The 22,211-nt window shown below is 69.9% G+C and carries 16 protein-coding genes; 5 read left to right on the forward strand and 11 right to left on the reverse strand.

What is annotated here, in order from left to right; translation table 11 throughout:
* Positions 1 to 46 precede the first annotated feature (46 nt).
* Positions 47 to 652 carry a DUF4352 domain-containing protein gene (locus tag ACZ4UU_RS17355; RefSeq protein WP_468040678.1) on the forward strand — a complete coding sequence of 202 codons (606 nt, stop codon included), beginning with the start codon at positions 47 to 49 and terminating at the stop codon, positions 650 to 652.
* 59 nt (positions 653 to 711) lie between these two features.
* Here ACZ4UU_RS17355 and ACZ4UU_RS17360 read toward each other — a convergent pair whose 3' ends face one another.
* The gene (locus tag ACZ4UU_RS17360; RefSeq protein ID WP_468040680.1) at positions 712 to 3,381 is read right to left on the reverse strand and encodes a cellulose binding domain-containing protein; all 2,670 of its coding nucleotides are present in this window, start codon (positions 3,379 to 3,381) and stop codon (positions 712 to 714) included.
* Between the two features lie 235 nt (positions 3,382 to 3,616).
* Entirely contained in the window at positions 3,617 to 6,532 is a 2,916-nt protein-coding gene (locus ACZ4UU_RS17365; protein WP_468040682.1) for a glycoside hydrolase family 48 protein, read from the reverse strand.
* 367 nt (positions 6,533 to 6,899) lie between these two features.
* Here ACZ4UU_RS17365 and ACZ4UU_RS17370 point away from each other — a divergent pair, with 367 nt between their 5' ends.
* Positions 6,900 to 8,618, forward strand: coding sequence for a glycoside hydrolase family 6 protein (locus ACZ4UU_RS17370; RefSeq protein WP_468040683.1), 1,719 nt, complete (start codon positions 6,900 to 6,902; stop codon positions 8,616 to 8,618).
* 85 nt (positions 8,619 to 8,703) lie between these two features.
* Here the strand turns inward: ACZ4UU_RS17370 and ACZ4UU_RS17375 are convergent, their stop codons facing one another.
* Positions 8,704 to 9,474 (reverse strand): phytanoyl-CoA dioxygenase family protein, encoded by a 771-nt coding sequence (locus ACZ4UU_RS17375; protein ID WP_468040685.1) that lies wholly within the window; start codon positions 9,472 to 9,474, stop codon positions 8,704 to 8,706.
* Between the two features lie 144 nt (positions 9,475 to 9,618).
* Between ACZ4UU_RS17375 and ACZ4UU_RS17380 the strand changes: the two genes are divergently transcribed.
* Positions 9,619 to 10,539: a class I SAM-dependent methyltransferase gene (locus ACZ4UU_RS17380; RefSeq protein WP_468040687.1), complete on the forward strand. Its 921-nt coding sequence runs from the start codon at positions 9,619 to 9,621 to the stop codon at positions 10,537 to 10,539.
* A gap of 95 nt (positions 10,540 to 10,634) precedes the next feature.
* Here the strand turns inward: ACZ4UU_RS17380 and ACZ4UU_RS17385 are convergent, their stop codons facing one another.
* Positions 10,635 to 11,330 (reverse strand): glycoside hydrolase family 75 protein, encoded by a 696-nt coding sequence (locus ACZ4UU_RS17385; RefSeq protein WP_468040688.1) that lies wholly within the window; start codon positions 11,328 to 11,330, stop codon positions 10,635 to 10,637.
* Between the two features lie 122 nt (positions 11,331 to 11,452).
* Here ACZ4UU_RS17385 and ACZ4UU_RS17390 point away from each other — a divergent pair, with 122 nt between their 5' ends.
* Positions 11,453 to 12,064: a hypothetical protein gene (locus tag ACZ4UU_RS17390; RefSeq protein ID WP_468040690.1), complete on the forward strand. Its 612-nt coding sequence runs from the start codon at positions 11,453 to 11,455 to the stop codon at positions 12,062 to 12,064.
* A gap of 80 nt (positions 12,065 to 12,144) precedes the next feature.
* On the opposite strand, the gene ACZ4UU_RS17395 is transcribed toward ACZ4UU_RS17390, so the two are convergent.
* From ACZ4UU_RS17395 to ACZ4UU_RS17410, 4 genes are all read right to left on the reverse strand, one after another.
* A complete protein-coding gene (locus tag ACZ4UU_RS17395; RefSeq protein WP_468040692.1) occupies positions 12,145 to 12,981 on the reverse strand; it encodes an aldo/keto reductase in 837 nt (278 codons plus the stop codon).
* 103 nt (positions 12,982 to 13,084) lie between these two features.
* Positions 13,085 to 14,911, reverse strand: coding sequence for an AMP-dependent synthetase/ligase (locus ACZ4UU_RS17400; RefSeq protein ID WP_468040694.1), 1,827 nt, complete (start codon positions 14,909 to 14,911; stop codon positions 13,085 to 13,087).
* A 249-nt stretch (positions 14,912 to 15,160) separates the two neighbouring features.
* Positions 15,161 to 15,472, reverse strand: a complete 312-nt coding sequence (locus ACZ4UU_RS17405) for a hypothetical protein (protein WP_468040695.1) — start codon at positions 15,470 to 15,472, stop codon at positions 15,161 to 15,163.
* Between the two features lie 135 nt (positions 15,473 to 15,607).
* A complete protein-coding gene (locus tag ACZ4UU_RS17410; RefSeq protein ID WP_468040697.1) occupies positions 15,608 to 16,471 on the reverse strand; it encodes a LysR substrate-binding domain-containing protein in 864 nt (287 codons plus the stop codon).
* Positions 16,472 to 16,664: 193 nt separating this feature from the next.
* On the opposite strand from ACZ4UU_RS17410, the gene ACZ4UU_RS17415 reads away from it, so the two are divergent.
* Positions 16,665 to 17,726, forward strand: a complete 1,062-nt coding sequence (locus tag ACZ4UU_RS17415) for a bile acid:sodium symporter family protein (RefSeq protein ID WP_468040699.1) — start codon at positions 16,665 to 16,667, stop codon at positions 17,724 to 17,726.
* On the opposite strand, the gene ACZ4UU_RS17420 is transcribed toward ACZ4UU_RS17415, so the two are convergent.
* From ACZ4UU_RS17420 to fdhD, 3 genes are all read right to left on the reverse strand, one after another.
* Positions 17,662 to 18,897, reverse strand: coding sequence for a DUF4185 domain-containing protein (locus ACZ4UU_RS17420; protein WP_468040700.1), 1,236 nt, complete (start codon positions 18,895 to 18,897; stop codon positions 17,662 to 17,664). The genes ACZ4UU_RS17415 and ACZ4UU_RS17420 overlap by 65 nt on opposite strands.
* A gap of 19 nt (positions 18,898 to 18,916) precedes the next feature.
* Positions 18,917 to 20,836 (reverse strand): exo-alpha-sialidase, encoded by a 1,920-nt coding sequence (locus ACZ4UU_RS17425; protein ID WP_468040702.1) that lies wholly within the window; start codon positions 20,834 to 20,836, stop codon positions 18,917 to 18,919.
* A 494-nt stretch (positions 20,837 to 21,330) separates the two neighbouring features.
* Positions 21,331 to 22,194 (reverse strand): formate dehydrogenase accessory sulfurtransferase FdhD, encoded by an 864-nt coding sequence (gene fdhD / locus ACZ4UU_RS17430; RefSeq protein ID WP_468040704.1) that lies wholly within the window; start codon positions 22,192 to 22,194, stop codon positions 21,331 to 21,333.
* Between the last annotated feature and the right edge of the window lie 17 nt (positions 22,195 to 22,211).

A 22,211-nucleotide genomic window follows, 5' to 3' on the forward strand; every position in this document is an offset into this window, starting at 1 on the left:
TCTTCACGGGTCCTTCACATGCGTACCGCCGAAACCTGGGGAGAACATGGTCCACCACACCCGCATACGTCTCGCCGCCACCGCGGCCGTCGCCGCCGCCGCGCTCGGCCTGACGGCCTGTGGTTCCGGCTCCGGCGACGAGGTCGTCGACAAGCCGAAGGCGAAGGCCTCCGCCGCGGCGGAGGGCGGCGCCGAGAAGGAGGCCGCCGCCGAGGAGAGCAGTGCCGCGCCCGAGGTCGCCAAGGTCGGGGACACGTTGGCGCTCAAGGGCATGGAGGCCGGCAGCGGACTCGACGTCACCGTCGTGAAGGTCGTCGAGACCGCCAAGTCCAGCGACGAGTTCTTCGCGCCGGAGTCCGGCAACCGGTGGATCGGCGTGCAGTTCCAGCTGGTCAACACCGGCACCAAGGTCTACTCCGACACCCCCGTGAACGGGGCGAAGATGGCCGACGACCAGGGCCAGCAGTTCGGGACCGTGCTCGCCGACATCACGGCCGGCCCGTCGATGTCGTCGGACGTCCGGCTGAAGCCCGGCGCGAAGGCTCTCGGCTGGATCGTGTTCGAGGTGCCGAAGGCGTCGAAGGCCGCCACCGTCACGTTCGGGATGGACTCCGGCTTCGCGGACCAGATCGGGGAGTGGAAGCTGTCGTAGACAGCGCCGGGGGCGCGTGCGCACCAACCGCACGCGCCCCCGGGCTCGCCCGGTTCAGTTCAACTCACCGTGCAGGTCTGCTCACCCAGCTTGAACGCTGTCGGCTGGGCGTTCGTCCCCGACCAGCTTCCCGTGAACCCGAAGCTCACGGACGAGCCGGCCGCCACGTTGCCGTTCCAGCCGACGTTCTTCGCGGTCACCGCCGAACCCGACTGGGTGTGCTCGGCGTTCCACGCCTGGGTGATCCGCTGCCCGTCCGCGAAGGACCAGCCGAGGGACCAGCCGCTCCAGGCACTCGAACCGGTGTTGGACAGCTGTACGTCGGCCTGGAAACCGCCCGCCCACTGGTTGGTGACCTCGTACGTCACCGCGCAGGCCCCGGTCGGCGTGGGGTCGGGGTCCGGGTCGGGATCCGGGTCGGGATCCGTTGTGCCGCCGTCGGCCGTCTCGCCGTAGATGACACCACGCCCGTTGGTCGCCACGTAAACCCGCCCGTACACCCGGGGGTCACCCGTGATCGCCGCGCCCGTCCAACCCCACTGGTGGGCGTCGTCGTTGATACGGGTCCAGGTCGCGCCCTTGTCGGTGGAGCGGAAGATACCGCGTACTCCGGCGATCTTCGCGCTGGTGTACAGCGTCTGGTACGACGCGCCTGTCGCCGCCTTCCCGAAGCCGATCGCGTCGGCCTGCTCGACGTTCGAGAGCTTGGTGAAGCTCGCGCCGCCGTCCGTCGAGTGCCACAGACCGTACGCCCCGTCCGGCGCACCGCCCGCCAGCCACACGTCACCCTTCCCGCCGGGCAGCGCCTTGAAGCGCACACTGTCCCCGCTCGGCAGCCCGGTGGCCGCCGACGCCGTGAAGGTCGCCCCGCCGTCCGAACTGACGTAGAACTTCCCCGACTTGAAGCCGTAGAAGGTCTTCGGGTCGACCCGGTCCGACTCGACGATCGCCCCGGCCGGGATTCCGCTCGACGCCTGCCAGGAGTTGCCGAACCCGGTCGCGTACTGCACGCCCGTACCGGCCGGGCTCCACACGAACCGGCTGCCGTCCGCCGCCGCGGCGACCGTACCGCCGCCACTGACGCCCGAAGGGTCGGTCCCCGCGAACCAGTTGGCGCCGTTGTCAGTCGAGAAGGCGATGTGCGGGCCGGAGTCGAGGTTGCCTACCCGTACGACGGTGTTGGGGCTGGACTCGGCGTAGTCCAGGCTCGTCGTCGAGGTGAAGTTCGGCTGGGTGAACATCATCGACGGCACCTTGGTGAGGTCCGTGTGCCGGAAGCCGCCGATGTCACCCAGCGCGCTGAGCAGCGGCGCGCCCGAGGGCGGTGAGGCGAGGTCGTTGACGGCCGTCTCCTCCAGGCCCTGCACCATCGGCCTGATGGTGAACTGGCTCCCGCTGTCCCACTTCGTCAGGTCCTCGGTGCCGTAGATCGTCGCGCCCGTCCCGTACATCATCCGGTTCGAGTCGAACGGGTCGATCTCCAGCGCCTCCGTCATCCACCCCAGCTTCGGCGTCTGCTCCGGCGGGGACGGGTTCGCGCCCCAGGTCAGCCACGGCGACGAAGAGACGTCCATCGTGTAGCGGTTCGCGCGGTTGGGATACGACGTGTAGTCCCACGCCTTCGTCCACGTCCCGCCGCTGTCCGTCGAGCGGAAGATCTGGGTGTCCGGCCACCAGGAGCTGTACGCCGTCGCCATCACCGTGCCGGGCTTCTGCCGGTCGACGGTCAGGCCGGCGAAGCCGTAGTAGGTGTCGGCCTCGGCGACCGGGCTGATGTTCGTCCAGGTGCCGGTCGCCGTCGCGTACCGCCACAACTGGCCCTTGCCGCCGTCGTACGGCCCGCCCTTGTCGCTGTAGGCGAGATACAGATAGCCGTTCGCCGAGTCCAGGACACCCTTGTGCGCCAGGTATCCCGTCGGCTGCCCGGCGACCCGCGACCAGGTGGCGCCCGCGTCCGTCGACCGGTACACCGCGTTGTCCTTGTCGGCGACCCCCACGTAGATGGTCCTGGTCGCGTTCCCGGACGTCCCCGTGGACTCGTCGAAGGTGACCCAGACGATCCCCTGGTTGTCGCTGGCGTACCCGCTGGTGTCGCTCGGATCCTGCACGTAGTTGCCGACGTTGGGGAAGTTGGTGACTTGCGACCAGCTCGCCCCGGAGTCCGTCGACCGCCACAGCCCCTTGCCGCTGGGCGCGCCCAGATACAGCACGCTGTTCTCGTTCGGATCGACCGCCAGCCGCTCACCCATGCCGCGCCCCGGCATGTTGCCGCCCAGCTTGAACGGCAGATCCGCCTTCTGCCAGCTCGCGCCCCGGTCGGAGGAGCGCATCACCGCGCCGTTCGTCGGATCCCAGCTGTTGGTGTACGTCCCGACCGCCGCGTACACCCGATCCGGGTCCACGGAGTCCGACGCCAGGCTCACCACACCGGTGTGCCCCCAGTCGTCCCACCCGACCGAGTCCAGCAGCGGCGTCCAGGTCTTCGACGCCTGCTGCCACCGGTAGGCTCCGCCGATGTCGGTACGGGCGTAGGCGAGGTTCTTCTCCTTGCGGTTGAACACGATGCCGGGGACGAAACCGCCGCCGTCGATACGGGCGTTCTTCCAGGTGTAGGTGTCGGCACTGATCGACACGTCCTGCGCGGCAGGCGCGGCGAGTGCGGACGGGGTGCCGGCGAGCAGTCCGGCGGCGAGTGCGAGTACGGCCGTGAGGATGCGGGTTCTTCGCACGAGGCGTCCTTTCCGGGATGTGGGGGGAGGGCGGGCGACCCCCAGTGCGGGAGGGGGCCGCCCGCCTGACCGGTCCCGCCGTCAGGTGACGGGACCACGCACGCGGAGCCTTCAGGCGGTTCCGGGGAGACGCCGTGCACGGGAGCGCCCCTTCAGGGGCGCGGGGAACTGCGCGACCAGCCACAACGGACCCGCAGTCGAAACACGGCCCAACCCGCGGAGCGCCCGGCGGGGACTATTCGAGAAGCTCCGCATACGAACCCATGGCCAACGCGATGTCCGCCTGGGCCCAGAACCGGTGATACGTGAACGACGGCGCCGCCCCGCCCGCGAGATACGCCTCGATCTTCGACCACGCCGGATCGTCCTCGTAGAACGACCGGATCGACTCGAAGGTCGACGACGAGTTGATCGCGTCACCGTTCGGCATGGTGCCGGTCCAGCCGCTCGGGATGTAGACCGGATCGCCGAATCGGTTGTAGTCGGCGCGGGTCTCCGGGACGGCGATACCGAGATCGTCCTGGTAGTTGTCCCACATGCCGTCCAGCAACGCCTTCGCCGTCGTCGCGGCAGCCGTGTCACCGGAGCGGTCGGCGTAGTACGTCAGGGTCTTGGCGTACGCGGCCGCCACGCCGACGTCGTTGGTGTAGTCGGCGACGGTGACATGAAGTCCGTTGTTGGCGCCCGGACTTGAGGCGTTCCAGGTGTCGGGCTGCCCCGACCACTGAAGCGTCGACGGGATGCGGAACGTGCCGTCCGGGTTGACCGTCGTCTCCGACAGCGCCCAGTCGACCCACTTGTCGAGGACGGCCTTCGCGCCCGCGTTCCCCGTCTGCTGGTAGTACTCGGCCACCCGCTCCATCGACCACGCCTGGAAGCCGAACCACTGGTTGGACGGCGGGTCGTGGTAGACGGGCTGCTGGTCGTAGTACATGCCGTAGAAGGTCGACTTGCCGGCCGGCGGCGTCGCGTACCGGCCCGCCCAGCTGTTGGTCGCGCCACCCGCTATCGCGCCCTCGCTGGACTGCAGCCAGCGGTAGAACTCGACCTGCCGCTCAAGCGACTTGGCCCAGTCCGCCTGTCCCGTCGCCGACTTGGGCTTCAGGTCGGCGTAGTTGGACAGGGCGTACGCGGCCATCGGGTTCTGGTAGCCGCCGTGCGCGTGGCTGGAGCCGATGCGCCAGGCCCAGCCCGCCGAGGTGTCGGTGGCGCCGCCCCAGGCGTAGTACCAGGAGAGCAGATAGTGCGAGGCGTCCTTGCCGGTGCCCGCCGGGCAGGACGAGGCGCCCACGCAGTTGCCGACCTTCTTGAAGTACTTGTCGTACATCGCGTAGCGCAGATAGTCGCCCATCTTCGCGGCCTTGGCCACGGTCGCGGAGATCTCGCCGCCCTTGCCCTGCTCGTCGGCCCACTTGTCGGCCCAGTACGCGGCCTGCACCGCACGGGCGTCGGCGTCCGGGGCGTTGGTGAACTTCCACTGCTTGGCGTACGACGCGTCACCGGTGAACAGGTCCAGGTACCCGTTCGTGCCGCCGTACTTGAACTGGTCGCAGGTCGGCTGCGGCACGGTCTCCCACACCGACTCCTGCGCGCCGCGCTGGAAGGTGTTGATGTACGAGGGCCCGGTGTCGCTCGGCCCGGCCTCGCACTTGCCCGGCGAGTTGCCGTAGCCGTAGGTGTTGTCGACGTCCTGGAGCCAGTGCATGCCGTAGACGTCGTCCGTGCCGTACGCCGACTTCAGTTCACCGGCGATCGGGTCGGACCCGACCGACACCCCGGTGTCCAGCTTCGCCGGGTACTCGTTCGGCGTGTCCAGCTCGGGCGCGTAGGTCGCCGGCTTCGAGGCGTTGTAGAAGGAGTTGGTCGGCTGGTCGGCGTGGGTCGGGATCATGTACTTCTCCATGATCTCCCAGGCCCCGTTGAACTTGGACCAGTCGCCCGTGACCTTGCCGTACATGGCCTGCAGCCAGAGAAGGTAGCTGTATGCCTCCGACGTGGTCTCGTGACCGTGGTCCGGCGCCTCGACGATCAGCGTCTCGACCGAGTGGTAGGGGATGCCCTCGGGCGAGAAGTAGCCGTTCGCCGGGTTGGTGATCTTGCCGTACAGCTCCAGGAAGCGGGCGTCGTACGCCTTCGTCGCCGCGATCTGGGTGGCGGTGACCGTGGCCTTCGCGTGCCCGGTGGCCGTCGACTCGAAGGTCGCCGCGCCGGTGCCGGAGGAGTTGGCGGTGATGGTCACCTTCTGCGCGGTGTTCCAGTTCGAGGGCGTGAAGGCGAGCGAGGCGCCACCGGTCACCGACAGGCCCGAGTTGCCGCCCGTGCGGGCGGTGGTGACGGTGACGTTCGACGACGGCTGGGTCGACAGCTTGACGTCGTACGAGGCCGACTTGCCCTGCTGGACGGGGAGTTGGGTCTGCGAGGTCACCACGGCGGGACCCGAGGCGACCGTGACGCCGACCGGCGTGGACTCCGCGGACGCGCCCAGGCTGTCGTAGGCCTTCGCGAGCAGCGAATGACTGCCCACGGTCAAACTGGAGACCGAGAGCGAGTACGGCGCCGTGGTGTCGGTGCCCAGCAGCGTGGTGTTGTCGTAGAACTCGACCTTGCTGATGGTGGCGTTGTCGGCGGCCGCGGCGGTGGCCGCTAGCGGGACGGCGTCGCCCCGCGTGTAGACGGCGCCCGCCGCCGGGCTGGTCAGCACGGTGATGGGGGGTTGGTGGGCACCGGTACAACTGGTGCCGTTGATCGCGAAGTTCGTCGGCGCGGCGTTGCTGCCGCTGTAGCTGAACTGCGCGCCCGTGGTCACCGCGGCACCGGCGGCGATCCGCGCGTTGTGGCCGGCGTTCTTCACGGTGATCGACTGACCGGACTGGGACCAGGTCCCGTTCCAGCCGTTGCCGAGCTTCTGGTTGCCCGCGTAGCTGTACGTCAGAGTCCAGCCGTCGATGACGTCCGTACCGCGGTTGGTGATCGTCAGATCCGCGGTGAAGCCGGAGCCCCAGTCATTGGTCTTGTAGTCGACACCGCACTGAAGTGCCGCGGCCTGAGCGGGCGTCGAGTTCGTGCCGACCATGGCCAAGGGGAGTGCCAGGGCCACCACGACGGCGGTCCACAACCGTCGTGCGGTTCTGCGTCTGCGTGGGGGATGCACGTGCTGGTTCCTCCTTGTTGCTCGGAGAAGTCAAGGCTTGAACCAGTGGGAGCGCTCCCATAGTGGGGACGGGGGTGCAAGGGGTCAAGACGCTTGAAGAGTCGAAAAGATTCGACGGATTTAGTTGAGGGAAAGTCAGCGACTCCTCTGTCCTTTACCGTCACTTGGCGCTAGCGTCATTGACACCAGTGGGAGCGATTCCATCAGTCGACGCGTCCGTGACGGCGCGCTGATCTGCAAGGAGTTCGCTCATGCGACACCCCCCGCGTTCAGTACTTTTAGCCGTCGCCGGCACCTCCTCCTTGCCTCTTGCGCGCCCTGCACGGACGAACCGTCAGCACCCGCGACCAAGAAGGAACCCGCACTCATGAGTCGTACCAGAACTGCGATGCTCGCCGCCCTGGCGCTGGTCGCCGGGGCCTCGGGGACCGCGCTCGCCGCGTCCGCCCCGGAGGACGTCGGCACGGCGGCCGTCCCCTGCACCGTCGACTACAAGGTGCAGAACCAGTGGGACACCGGCTTCACCGCCGCCGTGACGGTCACCAACCAGGGCTCCGCCAAGTCCAGCTGGTCTCTGAAGTGGTCGTACGCCGGAAACCAGAAGGTCACCAGCGGCTGGAACGCGAAGATCAGCCAGAGCGGCGCCGCTGTCACCGCCACCAACGAGACCTACAACGGGACCCTGTCGACCGGCGGTTCGGTCAGCTTCGGCTTCCAGGGCTCCTACAGCGGCACCAACGCCGTCCCGGCCACCTTCACCCTCGACGGCGTGACCTGCAACGTCGACGACGGCGGCGGCCCCACGGATCCGCCGGACCCGGACCCGACCGGTCCCAAGGTCGACAACCCGTACTCCGGCGCCAAGGTGTACGTGAACCCGGAGTGGTCCGAGAAGGCCGCCGCCGAACCGGGCGGCAGCCGCATCGCCAACCAGCCGACCGGAGTCTGGCTGGACCGGATCGCTGCCATCAACGGCGCGGGCGGCAAGATGGGCCTGCGCGCCCATCTCGACGAGGCCCTCACCCAGAAGGGCGCCGGCGAACTCGTCGTCCAGCTGGTCATCTACAACCTGCCGGGACGCGACTGCGCCGCCCTCGCCTCCAACGGCGAGCTCGGCCCGACGGAGCTCGGCCGGTACAAGACCGAGTACATCGACCCGATCGCCGCGATCCTCGCCGACCCGAAGTACGCCGCGCTGCGGATCGTCACCACGATCGAGATCGACTCGCTGCCGAACCTCGTCACCAACACCGGCAGCCGTCCGACGGCCACCCCGCAGTGCGACGTGATGAAGGCCAACGGCAACTACCAGAAGGGTGTCGGCTACGCCCTGAACAAGCTCGGTGACGTGGCCAACGTCTACAACTACATCGACGCCGGCCACCACGGCTGGATCGGCTGGGACGACAACTTCGCCGCCAGCGCCACGGTGATGAAGGAGGCGGCCACCTCCGAGGGCGCCACCGTGAACGACGTGCACGGCTTCATCGCCAACACGGCGAACTACAGCGCGCTGAAGGAGAACAACTTCACCATCAACGACTCCGTCGGCGGCAAGTCCGTCCGGGAGTCCAAGTGGGTGGACTGGAACCGGTACGTCGACGAGCTGTCGTTCGCGCAGGCCTTCCGGCAGCAGTTGGTCACGACCGGCTTCAACTCCGGTATCGGCATGCTGATCGACACGTCGCGCAACGGGTGGGGCGGCTCGGCCCGGCCCGCCGGCCCGGGTGCGATGACCGACGTCGACACGTATGTCAACGGCGGGCGGTACGACCGGCGTATCCACGTCGGCAACTGGTGCAACCAGTCCGGGGCGGGCCTCGGTGAGCGTCCGCAGGCCAGTCCTGCGGCCGGGATCGACGCGTATGTGTGGATGAAGCCGCCGGGGGAGTCCGACGGGGCCAGCCGGGAGATTCCGAACGACGAGGGCAAGGGGTTCGACCGGATGTGCGACCCGACGTACACCGGTAATCCGCGCAACGGGAACAACATGTCCGGTGCGCTGGCTGACGCTCCGCTGTCGGGGCACTGGTTCTCCGCGCAGTTCCAGCAGTTGATGCAGAACGCGTATCCGCCGTTGTCGTAGAGGCGTGACTGCGGCTGCTGGGTCCGTTGTGGCTTGTCGCGCAGTTCCCCGCGCCCCTTAGGGCGTCGTAGTTCGCCGGGGTTGGTCAGTTCTCCTGGGCCAAGCCCCGGCGGATTGCGAACTCCACCGCTGAGTAGTTGCCGTCCGACCGCTCCAGCTCGTGTGGCAGCGCCGACATGAGCGGCGGCTGGGCCATGAAGCGGGGGCGGGTGCCGTGGTGGGGTTGGGCCGAGTGGACCAGGAAGGGGTGGCAGAGGTAGACATCGCCGGGTTTGCCGGTGGCGTGGGCGAGGGGGCGGTGGGCGGAGGCCTCGTCGACCTTGGGGCCGAGTTCCAGATAGGAGGCGCCGGCCTCGCCGTACGGTGCCAGGACCGGGGGTACGTCGAGATGTGAGCCGACCCGGATGCGGGTCGGGGCGTCGTCCTCGGTGACCTCGCTGAACAGGAACAGCATCAGCAGGGCGCGGTCCTTCGAGCGCAGGTTGGTGTGGGGGTGCTCGGCGCCCTCCGGGGTGTAGCTGGCCTCGATGTGCCAGCCCGCGTCGTCCGGTTCCTCCTCGTGCGGGAACCGCAGCGGGAAGGTCCCCAGCGAGTAGCGCGACTGCCAGCGGTCCTCACCCACCAGCAGATCGAAGGCCTCGTGCAGGACAGGCGTGTTGACGGCCGCCGCGAACGGGCCCGTCGCCATGTCGTACACCCAGCGCACGGGATCCTTCCAGGTGGCCGGATCCGCCGGGTCGTACCCCGTCTCCCGCCACAGCAGCCGCGCGCAGTGCTCGGCGACGCGGGGCGGAAAAGCCCCCTCGATCTTCACGAACCCGTCTTCGAGGAAGCGCTCCACCATCTCGTCGTCCATCCGGCCATCGTGGGCGACGGAAGCTCGTGGCCGCACCTGATTTTTTTGCCCCGTTTTTGCCGCTACGGCAAGGACAGTGGCCCGGGGGCCGTACCTCGGAGCACCCTTGCGGCATCCGGACGCGAGGACGAGAGGCGGACCACTATGGCGCACGACCACCATGACCACCACGGCCACGACGGGCATGACCAGCGGCACGCGCACCCGCACCACCACGACCACACCGACGTCGACTGGGAGGAGATGGGTCCGCTCCTGGAGACGCAGGCGGAGCTGTTCACGCCCTTGTACGAGCACGCCATGGCGTGGCTCGCCAAGCGGCAGACCGAGCCGGGGCTGGTCGTCGACGTGGGCAGCGGACCCGGCGTCGTCGCCTGCCTGTTCGCCGACACCTTCCCCGGCGCCCGGATCGTCGCCGTCGACGGATCCGCACCGCTCCTGGCGCGGGCCCAGGCACGCGCCGAGCGGCTCGGTGTCGCCGACCGCTTCGGCACCCTCGCCGGTGAACTCCCCGATGTCCTGGACGAGTTGGACTACCCCGCCGATCTGCTGTGGGCCGGCCGCAGTCTGCACCACCTCGGTGACCAGCGCGCCGCGCTGGCCGCGTTCGCCGACCGCCTCACGTACGGCGGCACGCTGGCCCTCCAGGAAGGCGGCCTGCCGGCCCGGTATCTGCCGCGCGACCTCGGCTTCGGACGGCCCGGACTCCAGGCGCGGCTCGACGCACTGGAGGCGCAGTGGTTCGCCGCCATGCGCGCCGACCTGCCCGGCTCGGTCACCGAGACCGAGGACTGGCCGGCCCTGCTCACCGCCGCCGGCCTGCGACCCACCGGCACCCGCACCTTCCTCCTCGACCTGCCCGCCCCCACCACGGACCGCGCCCGCGCCTACGTCGCCGCCCACCTGACCCGCCTCCGCGAGGGTGTCGGCGAGGCCCTCGACGCCGACGACAGCGCGACCCTCGACCGGCTGCTCGACCCGGACGACAAGGCGAGCGTGTACCACCGCCCGGATGTCTTCGTGCTCGCGGCGCAGACCGTGTACACGGCGGTACGCACACGGTGACGCCGATCCGCGCCCGAGCTGCTGGACGCCGGGTAGCGGAACCCCGGCCGGGGCGAGGCGCGGCTTCTGGCCGACCGGACAGCCCGACTGATGGCTCAGCCGTTCTCGACGAAATCCCTCGCCAGCCTCTCGCCCAGCGAGACCGCGGCCGCATGGCTCTCGATGGGCGAGACGAGGGAGCCCTTGAACAGGATGTACGTCACCTCTGAGGCGGTGCCGCCGGTGGCGGGGTCCGGGTCGATGCCGAGGGCCTCGGCGGCGGCGTAGGAGGCCTCGCCGATGATCCGCTGCGGGCCGGTGTCGCCGACGACGGCGTACAGGAGCCGGTCCTCGTGGATGACGGCGACCACACTGCCACCCTGGATGCCGGCGGCCGAGTGGTCCCAGACGCCGCTGACGCTCGGGACGACGACGAACGGCAGGCTGTCCGAGTGCAGCGGCTCGCCGTCGGACTGGTGGAACGCCGTGTCCGGCTGGAACCAGGGGTCCGTGGCCTCGTTGCACCTGGCGGTGCGCCGGCCGTCGCAGTCGATGTCCATGTCGGCCTTCCAGAAGACGGCGCCGCGCGCGCCGCACACGGGGACGGAGGCCGCGCTCGTCGAGTCGGTGCGGTACAGGCCGTTCGAGACCTGCTCACAGGAAGCCACCTTCGCCAGCAGGTCGGCCGCGCCGACCGGCTCCTCCCGCGCGAACGGCGGGTCCGGAACGCCGAAGGCGACGGCGGGGAGCAGCCCGGCGGCGAGCAGCGCGGCACCGGAGGCCGCGGTCAGGGTGAGGGAGCGGATGCGCACGGGGGGTGGACCCTCCTGGGTAGGAAAGCTTCCTTACTGGCGCTGATTGCGGCGCCATCACCCCAGTAGAAGACTGGGCATACCGAAGCTTTCGGATATCTGGCCGAGCTTCTGGAGGTGTCATGTTCGTACGCGCCATCTACACGACCGGCGATCCCACGAAGATCGACACGGCCATCAGGGCATTGAACACACAAGGGCGGGAGCTGCTGGAGGACCGCCCGGGATACCGCGGAGCCAGTGTCTTCGTGGACCGCACACTCGGGAAACTGCTCGCGGCGAGCTGGTGGGAGTCGGAGCGGGCTCGGCAGAACAGCGACGAGGTGCTGCGCGAGCGGCGGACGGCCATGCTGGAGCCGTTCCTGGGGACGGTGGCCGTGGACAACTACGAGGCGCTGGTCTTCCACCAGGTCCGGCAGCCGGAGGCGGGAGGCGGACTGCGGGTCACCAGGCTTGAGTTCGACCCGATGGACACCGACCTGCTCGCCGACACGTTCCGGGCGACCGTGGTGCCCAGGCTCGACACCCTCACGGGGCTGGCCAGGGCGTCCCTGCTGGTCGACCGGGAGCGGGGGCGCGGGATGGTCGGCGTGGTCTTCGTCGACCAGGCGTCGCTTGCCGCGTCCCGCGCGAGCCAGGCTTCGGTCAGGCATGAAGGCGCGGCCAAGGCCCATACGACCGTGACCGGGCTGGAGGAGTTCGAGGTCGTCCTCTCCGACGTGCGCGGCGACTGAAGCGACCCGAGCACGCATGCGACGACGTCCGCCCGCCGCTCACAGAATCGAGCGGCGGGCGGACGGTCGTGCGACGGGCGTCAGTCCTGGCCGAACGTCGCCGGGTCCGGGCCGATCCGCCGGTCCTCGTTCAGCGCGCTGATCGCCGCGAGGTCCTCGTCGTCCAGGCTGAAGTCGAAGACCTCGATGTTCTCCTTGATCCGCGACGGCGTCACGGACTTAGGGATCACGACGTTGCCCAGCTGCAGGTGCCAGCGCAGCACGACCTGGGCCGGGGTGCGCCCGTGCTTCTGCGCGATGGCGACGATCGCCGGGACCTCCAGCAGCCCCTTGCCCTGGCCGAGCGGCGACCAGGCCTCGGTGGCGATGCCCTGCTCGGCGTGGAACTCACGGGAGGCGCGCTGCTGAAGGTGCGGGTGCAGTTCGATCTGGTTGACCGCCGGGACGACCGACGTCTCGCCGATCAGCCGCTCCAGGTGCTCCGGCAGGAAGTTGGAGACACCGATCGCGCGGACACGGCCGTCGGCGTGCAGCTTCTCGAAGGCCTTGTACGTGTCCACGTAGGTGCCCCGGGCGGGCAGCGGCCAGTGGATGAGGTACAGGTCGACGTAGTCCAGGCCCAGCTTCTCCAGCGACACGTCGAAGGCGCGCAGCGTGGAGTCGTAGCCCTGGTCGCTGTTCCAGAGCTTGGTGGTGACGAAGACGTCCTCGCGGGGGAGGCCGGCGGCGGCGATGGCCTTTCCGGTGCCCTCCTCGTTGCCGTAGATCGCCGCTGTGTCGATGCTGCGGTACCCGGCCTCCAGCGCGGTGGCGACCGCCCGCTCCGCCTCGTCGTCCGGCACCTGCCAGACGCCGAAGCCCAGCTGGGGCATCTCGACGCCGTTGTTGAGGATGATCGGGGGGACCTTGCTGCTCACGAGCTCTTGATCCTTACGGTTGTCGTCAGGTGGTACTCACATCGTCAACGATCACGGGCCGCGATGCATTCCTGACCAGAGAATCCGTGGGAATCGGCCGGTCTCAGGCCTGGTACAGCGCCTCGACCTCGTTGGCGTAGGCGTTCTCGATCGCCTTGCGCTTCAGCTTCAGCGACGGGGTGAGCAGTCCGTGCTCCTCGGTGAACGGCTGGGCGAGGATACGGAAGGTGCGGATGGACTCGGCCTGCGAGACCAGGGTGTTGGCGGCGACGACCGCGCGTCGCACCTCGGTCTCCAGGTCGGCGTCGCGGACCAGTTGGGACGGGGTCATCTGGGGCTTGTCGCGCATCATCAGCCAGTGTTCGACCGCTTCCTGGTCGAGGGTGACCAGGGCGGCGATATAGGGGCGGTCGTTGCCGACGACGATGCACTGGGAGACCAGGGGGTGGTCGCGGACGCGTTCCTCCAGCAGGCCGGGGGAGACGCTCTTGCCGCCGGAGGTGACCAGGATCTCCTTCTTGCGGCCGGTGATGGTGAGGTAGCCGTCCTCGTCGAGGGAGCCCAGGTCACCGGTGGCGAGCCAGCCGTCGTGCAGGGTCTCGTCGGTGGCCTTCTGGTTGTTGAGGTAGCCCTGGAAGACGTTGTCGCCGTGCAGCCAGATCTCGCCGTCGTCGGCGATGTGCACGGTCATGCCCGGGATGGGCTGGCCGACGGTGCCGTAGCGGGTGCGGTACGGCGGGTTGGCGGTGGCGGCCGCCGTGGACTCGGTGAGGCCGTAACCCTCGTAGACATGGACGCCGGCGCCCGCGAAGAACAGACCGAGCCGGCGGTCCATCCCCGAACCACCGGTCATCGCCTGCTTGATACGGCCGCCCATCGCGGCCCGCATCTTGGAGTAGACGAGCTTGTCGAAGAGCTGGTGCTGCATGCGCAGCCCCGCCGACGGGCCGGGGCCGATACCCCACGCCTTGGCCTCGATGGCGTCCGCGTACTTCACGGCCACCTCGACGGCCTTCTCGAAGGCGCCCGACCTGCCCTCCTTCTCGGCCTTGCGGCGGGCGGCGTTGAAGACCTTCTCGAAGATGTACGGCACGGCCAGGAAGAACGTCGGCTTGAACGCGGCGAGGTCCGGCAGCAGGGCGGCCGCGTTCATCTGCGGCTGATGGCCGAAGCGGACCCGGCCGCGGATCGCGGCGACCTGCACCATCCGGCCGAAGACGTGCGCCAGCGGCAGGAACAGCAGGGTCGCCGCCTCGTCGCCCTTCTTGGAGTGGAACACCGGCTCCCAGCGCTCGATGACGGTGTCCGCCTCGTACATGAAGTTGCCGTGCGAGATGACACAGCCCTTGGGGCGGCCCGTCGTCCCCGAGGTGTAGATGATCGTCGCGACGGAGTCCGGGGTGACCGCCTGCCGGTGGCGGTGGACCACCTCGTCGTCGATGTGTGCGCCGGCGTCGTACAGCTCCTGCACGGCGCCCGAGTCCAGCTGCCACAGCTGGTGCAGCCGCGGCAGCCGGTCGATGACGGTGGCGATCGTCATCGCGTGGTCCTCGTGCTCCACGATCGCAGCCGAGCATTCGGAGTCGTACAGCATCCAGAAGCACTGCTCGGCAGAGGACGTGGGGTAGACCGGCACCACCTGGGCGCCGATGGTCCACAGGGCGAAGTCGAAGAGCGTCCACTCGTAGCGCGTACGGGACATGATCGCGACCCGGTCGCCGAACCGGATGCCCCGGGCGAGCAGGCCCTTGGCCAGGGCGAGCACCTCGTCCCGGAACTCGGCGGCGGTGACGTCCCGCCACTGTCCGCCCTCGTCCTTGCGGCCGAGGGCGACATACAGCGGGTCCTCCTGGGCATGCTGGAAGACGACGTCGGCCAGGCCGCCCACCGGCGGTGCCAACGCCAACGGAGGGTTGGTGAACTCGCGCAAACCCCGCTCCCCGCTCCCCGTCCGAATGCCTCGGCTGACGCTCCGCTCAGCGCCGTGAAAGCTACCCCAACCGCGTTTCGGACGGGAGGGGGCCGGAAATCGACGGGCGCTCAGGTATGCACAGGTCAGCGCGGGAAAATGCGCTCACATGGGGAAGGGTCGGACAGAAAACTGACGGTTGAGTAAGTTTCGGGTCCGTAATCTCCACCGAATCTGTACGACCCGGTTACCCGGTACGGGCCCTGTGGATCATGTCGTCCCCGCCGCACTGCCGCCGCTCCCCTCGTGCCGTCCCGCGCTCCTTCCTTCGCGGCCCTCCGTCGTCTCCTCTGTCAGCGCACGGGAGCCCGAACCTGTCACTCCGCTTTTCGTCACGGCACTCCTGACCAGGGCGAGCACCAGCATTCCGGCCACCACCGCGGTCGACCCCGCCGGCACCGCGACCGCGTCGAGCCCGTCCGTGAAAGCGGCCCGCAGCGTGCCCTCGCCGAAGGTGGCCGCATCGACGCCGACGACGAACCCCTGCTCGCCGCCCTGGAACAGGACGGTCGTGCCACCCACCCCGAACCGTACTGCCGGCCTCAGGGCCCCTCTACCTCGACGTGGAGTACCGGTCCGAGGCCATCGGCTACCGCACCCCTTCGCCGCCCACCTCTGGATCACGACGTCCCCCGCCGCCTCTGGGCCGGACGCGACCTAGCGCCGGTGCAGCCGGTCCCCGCCCGCCAGGATCGCCGCCGCCAGGGCGTCCGCCGCGCCCTGGGCGGCGGTGCGGCGGTGGCCGTGGACCAGCACGAAGTCGACCCGGCCCAGCTCCGGCAGCCCGGCCCGGTCCGGCACCCGTACGAGACCCGGCGGGATCAGCCCCCGCGAGTGCGCCATCACCCCGAGCCCGGCACGCGCGGCGGCGATCAGCCCGTTGAGGCTGCCGCTGGTGCACACGATCCGCCACTCGCGCCCCTGCCGCTCCAGCGCCTCCAGTGCCAGGGCCCTGGTGATGCCCGGCGGCGGATAGACGATCAACGGCACCGCACGGTCCGGCTCCAGGCGCAGCCGTTCCGCGCCGATCCACACCAGCCGGTCGTGCCAGACCAGCTCGCCCCGCGGTTCCTCCGGGCGTCGCTTGGCCAGCACCAGGTCCAGCTTTCCGGCCGCCAACTGCTCGTGCAGCGTGCCGGAGAGCTCGACCGTCAGCTCCAGGTCGACTTCGGGGTGGTCGTAGCGGAAGCCCTCCAGGATCTCCGGCAGCCGGGTCAGGACGAAGTCCTCGGACGCGCCGAAGCGGAGCCGGCCGCGCAGCCGGGTGCCGGTGAAGAACGCCGACGCCTGCTCGTGCACCTCCAGGATGCGGCGGGCGAAACCGAGCATCGCCTCGCCGTCCTCGGTCAGCTCCACGGAGTGGGTGTCCCGGGAGAACAGCGGCCGCCCGGTGGCGTCCTCAAGCCGCCGTACGTGCTGGCTGACGGTCGACTGACGCAGTCCGAGGCGGCGGGCGGCCTGCGTGAAGCTCAGGGTCTGCGCCACCGCCAGGAACGTACGCAGATGGGAGGGGTCGTACACGCCTCCCAGGCTACCCACTGTTATCGCGGAACGTGATGACAGTCAGAGTGGTATGCCGGATTCCCGATCGCTGGTCGCCGGAGGACGATGGAGAGGGCACGTCCGTGCCGGGAACCCGAAGTTCAGCGAACGACAGCCGAGTACGACAGCGAAGTAGTGGAGCACAGTGAAACGCCTGCAATGGCCGCGTTGGATGCCGATCGACCCGTACATCCTGCTGCTGCTCGGGACCGTGGGCCTCGCGGCTCTCCTCCCGGCGCGCGGGACGGCCTCCGACGTGGCGTCCGGTGCCTCCACGGCCGCCATCGCCTTCCTCTTCTTCCTCTACGGCGCCCGGCTGTCCACCCGTGAGGCGATGGACGGACTGAAGCACTGGCGGCTCCATGTCACCGTCCTGGCCTGCACCTTCGTCGTCTTCCCGCTGCTGGGCCTCGCCGCCCGCGGCCTGGTCCCGGTGCTGCTGACCCACCCCCTCTACCAGGGCCTGCTCTTCCTCACCCTCGTCCCGTCGACCATCCAGTCGTCGATCGCCTTCACCTCGATGGCCCGCGGCAACGTGCCCGCCGCGATCTGCGCCGGCTCCTTCTCCTCCGTCGTCGGCATCGTCCTCACCCCGCTCCTCGCGGCGGCCGTGCTCGGCAGCAGCGCGGGCGGCTTCTCCGCCGACTCGGTGGTCGAGATCGTGCTGCAGCTGCTGGTGCCGTTCGCCGCCGGGCAGCTGCTGCGCCGCTGGATCGGCGGCTTCGTCGCCCGGCACAAGAAGGTCCTCGGGCTCGTCGACCGCGGCTCGATCCTGCTGGTCGTCTACACGGCGTTCAGCGAGGGCATGGTCCAGGGCATCTGGCACCAGGTGAGCCCGGCCCGGCTGGCCGGACTGCTCGCCGTAGAGGTGGTGCTGCTGGCCGTGATGCTCGCCTTGACCTGGTACGGCGCCAAGGCACTGCGCTTCAACCGGGAGGACCGCATCGCGATCCAGTTCGCCGGCTCGAAGAAGTCCCTCGCCTCCGGGCTGCCCATGGCCAGCGTCCTGTTCGGCGCGCACGCCTCGCTGGCCGTGCTGCCGCTGATGCTCTTCCACCAGATGCAGTTGATGGTCTGCGCGGTCATCGCCAAGCGCCGGGCCCAGGACGCCGACATCGACACCGACGCCGACATCGAAACCGAGGCCGAGGCCGATGCCGCCGAGCCGGTCACCGCGTCGGCGCCACCCGCACCGTCACGAACCGCGGTCGGTACAGGGACACGTTCCGGTTGAGCTGTGCCGCGGCGCCCGTGGTCTCCAGCCAGTTGACGTCGTAGCTCAGCACGAGCCGCCCCTCGCCGCTCAGTTCGGGATGCGTCTGCGGGTTGTAGGCGGCGACCTGGCCGCCCGGCGGCAGCGACGGGCTGAAGTCCTTCGTCGGCCCGTGCCACGGGCCGACGGGGGAGCAGGCCCAGTACGACGTGACGGTCGTCAGCCCGTCGGTCCCGGCCGCCATCGTGAACAGCACGTACGTCCCCCGCACCCGTGTCACCGAGAACGCGCTGCCCACCCCCTTGCGCCGCCCGTCCCCGAGCACCGCACGCGGCGCGGCCCCCGGCCCCGCCCACCGCGAGCCGTTCCAGTACCGCCAGGCCCCCGGCTCGGCGAGCCTTCCCTCCGGCACGCGCGCGACGTACGCGTGCGAGGCCGGCCGGGACGCGGCCTGACCGTCGTCGCCCCCGAAGACGTACGTCCAACCCCCCTCCTCCACCAGCGTCGTACCGAACAGCACACGCCGCGACGGATCCGGCACCAGCTGCTGGTCGAGCACCTTGACGACCGACTCGACCCGCAGATCGGGCAGCGAGAGCGTGGCGACCTCGGTGGCGGTGGGCACCCCGTAGATCCACGGGGCCTGCCCGGCCGTACGCACCCACAACAACACCCGTACGACCTGCTCGTCCGCACCGGGGGAGCGGGGCTCGGCACGGGCCGCGACCGGCCAGCGCCACTGGTTCGGGGCGGGGTCAGGGAACAGAGGGGCGGCGAGTGTGCGCTCCAGGCGTCCGTCGCGCATGACGACCGCCGAGTTGCGGACCAGGGGAGCGGTCGTGTCCCGCCAGGTCGAGGACTCCCCGTAGGGGTTGGGCGGGGCGTACACCTGGCCGAGGTAGGTGTCCGAGAACAGCCACAGCAGCCGGCCGTCCGGCAGCCGCACCGAGTGCGTACCGTCGCCGCCGGTCCAGTCGTCGGTGCGGGACGGGTCGTCGCCGTACCGGGCGAACTCACCCGTCAGGTCGCCGTTCGCCGACCAGGACGCCACCGAGTGCGGCCGACACGCGGCACCGCCCTCCCGTTCGCCGTCGTCCGGGAGGGCGGTGAGCAGTACGGCCGCGAGAACCAGGGCCAGCAGGAGGCCGAGCCCGGTTCCCGTGCGCTGTCGTGCTCGTGCGTCGTCGGGCACGCCTGGGACGTTAGTGGTCTCAGCCCACCTGGTCCATGGGCAGCCACAGGACGGTGTCCGGCGTGGCCGAACCCTTACGGGCAGCGGCCCGCGTCGCCGCGCCGAGCTCCGCGTCGCCGAGTGCCCGGCTCCACACCCGGACGTCGTCGATCGCACCGGTGAGGAAGGCCCGGCTGTCCATGCGCTGCCCGACGTGCACGCCGAACGGCGAGTTCCGGCTGACCGAACCGGCCACGTCCGTGGTGCTGATCGCCCGGCCGTCGACGAACAGCGTCAGCTCTCCGCCGCCGCGCCGCAGCGCGAGGTGGTGCCACTCGCCGTCGTTGTGGGCGCCCTCGGCCCACACGGACGAGGTACGCACCGTCCCGAACCCCTCCCGGGTGGTGATCAGGGCACGCACCCGGTCGTTGTCGGGCTCACCGCGCAGCCACACCTGGGGCTGGGTGGATCCGATCCCGCCCATCCACAGGAACGGCTGCTCACCGGAGGCGGCGGAGTACCGGAAGAACAGCGAAACCGTGAACTCCCCCGTGCCCAGCGGCAGTCGGGACCGGTGCGGCAGCCGTACGGCGTCGTCGTCGCCGTCGAACTCCATGGCCCTGCCCAGCACACCGTCCGTCACCCGGGCGCCCCCGAGGACGGTCGCCCGGGGTGCGCCCGGGGCGAGGTCCGCGGTGGTCGGGTCCGGGCCACGACGCGGCCCGAGCCAGTCCTCGGTGAAGCGGGCGAAGCGGATCTCGTCCCGCGCGTCCACGGCGCCGCCCTCGTACATCAGGCCGACCGTGGACGCGTCGATGGCCACCATGTCGGAGTAGCCCGACCAGTCCGTGGTGACGACCTTGCCGCGGTCCACGCTGTCCCAGGTGGTGCCGCCGTTCCAGGAGGACCGGATCATCATGGTCCGCCGACGGTCGGGGTCGCCGGGCGCGGACAGCAGAAGCCGGTCGCCCAAGCGGAGTGTGGCGCCCTGAACCTGGGGCGTGTAGAGGTCGGGAAGGCCCCTGAACGGCCCGGTGAAGCTGTCCCCACCGTCCCGGCTGTACGTCTGGGAGCGATGCCCGAGATCGGTGCCGTCCTGCTCCCGCCCGCTGATGAGGATGGTGCCGTCCGCCCGCTCGGTGAGGGTCACCTCGGACGGCTTCTGCCGGAAGGTGCGGTCGGCGGCGGAGATGGCCCACGAGTCGGTGGCGCCGATCCGCCAGCTGTCGCCGCCGTCGTCGCTGACGATGAGCGCGGCGTGGTTGGCGGTGACCCTCCCCCAGCCTTCGGCCGGGGGGACCCCCATCTCGCTTCGCTCGCCGTCCCAGGTCTCGGAGTTGACACCGAAGACCAGCCGCCCGGCGTGCTTGCCCTCGCTGAGCTGGATGCCGTGCACGGGACCCGTGGCGTACCAGGAGTTCCACTCCTCGGGCAGGATCTCGGCACTCAGATCACGCGGCTCGGACCAGGTCGCACCGTCGTCGTCGCTGTACTGGAGATGAGGGGTGCGATCACACGGCACGGAGCAACTGCCGCTGTCCGTACGACCCGTGTTGTACGTCTCCGCCAGCAGGATCCGCCCGGTCTCACGGTCCACGACGGGCGCCGGGTTGCCGTGCGTGTCGCCGTCGCCCTCGTTGACGACCTGGAGCGGTCCCCAGGTGCGGCCACCGTCCGTGGACCGCTTGAGCACGAGGTCGATGTCGGCGGCGTCCCCGCAGTTCAGCACCCGCCCCTCGGCGAACGCCAGCAGCGTGCCGGCCTTGGTCTTCACGATCGCCGGGATACGGAAGCAGGCGTACCCGGGATCCTGGTCGGCCCTGAAGAGGACCTGCTGCTCGAATGGCGTTGTCGTGGTGGCCGGTTGGGACTCGGCCGGAACCGATATCGCGGCCGTCGCCGTGAGGGCGACGGCCGCGACCAGGGCAGCTCTGAGACGTGCGCGAACTCTTGACGGCATGGTGCGGCCCGCCCTTCATCGTCTGGTCATGTGTCCAGGCATCTGAACATCCGGACATCCCACGTCCAAGGTGCGCATCACAGACGTTAGTTGGGCTATCGCACACATCACAAGAACCGTGCACGTGTCAGCTCACGGATGGAGTACTGCTTTCCCCCGGTTGGCCCGCACCTCGATGGCCGCGCGCGCCGCAGCCGACCTGCCCACACCGACACCGGGTGAGCGCCCACCGACCCGCACTGTCTGCCGGACACCGGCCGCGAGGGAGCCGAAGGGCGCGCCGGGGTCGAGAGACCGAACGCGCGGAGGCCCGAAGGGTCGAGCACGATCGGTCTCTCGACCCCGGCATGTGGCGCCCGTAGGCGACCGAGCCATCAACCGGCCCCCAGCCGCAGCCCCGTAAGCGCCAACAACAAAACAGCGGGGCCCCTACAGGCGCAGGGGGCGCTCCCCGCCGTTCAGGGCCCCGCCGGCGTGCCGCGGGGGAACCGTCCTCAGCCCTGGGCGGCCGCGGCCCGCAGGGCGATGCGGTCCTCACCCGCGTACACGTTCATGGAGCTGCCCCGCAGGAAGCCCACCAGCGTCAGCCCCGTCTCCGCGGCCAGGTCCACCGCGAGGGACGAGGGCGCGGAGACGGCCGCGAGCACCGGGATGCCCGCCATCACGGCCTTCTGGGCGAGCTCGAAGCTGGCCCGCCCCGAGACCAGCAGGACGGTGCGGGACAGCGGCAGACCACCGTTCTGCAGCGCACGACCGACCAGCTTGTCGACCGCGTTGTGCCGACCCACGTCCTCCCGTATGTCGAGCAGCTCGCCGTCCTCGGTGAACAGGGCCGCCGCGTGCAGACCCCCGGTCCGGTCGAAGACCCGCTGGGCCGCGCGCAGCTGGTCGGGGAGGCCCGCGAGCAGCTCGACGTCGATCCGGACCGGGGGAGTGTCGCCGCCGTGGGTGTCGTCGATGGGCCACCGTGCCGTAGTCCGTACCGCGTCCAGCGACGCCTTGCCGCACAGCCCGCAGGACGATGTCGTGTAGACGTTGCGTTCGAGGGTGATGTCGGGGATCACCACTCCTGGCGCGGTCTTCACGTCGACCACGTTGTAGGTGTTCGAGCCGTCCACGGTGGCGCCCGCGCAGTACACGATGTTCTGGAGGTCGCTCTGCTCGGCGAGGACGCCCTCGCTCACCAGGAACCCGGCGGCGAGCGCGAAGTCGTCGCCGGGGGTGCGCATGGTGATCGCCAGCGGCTTGCCGTTGAGGCGGATCTCCAGGGGTTCCTCGGCGACGAGTGTGTCCGGGCGGGTGGAGACCACCCCGTCCCGGATCCGGATCACCTTGCGTCGTTCCGTGACTCGTCCCATGTTCCCGTCCCCACCAG

The sequence above is a fragment of the Streptomyces sp. NPDC028907 genome (genome assembly GCF_055564995.1).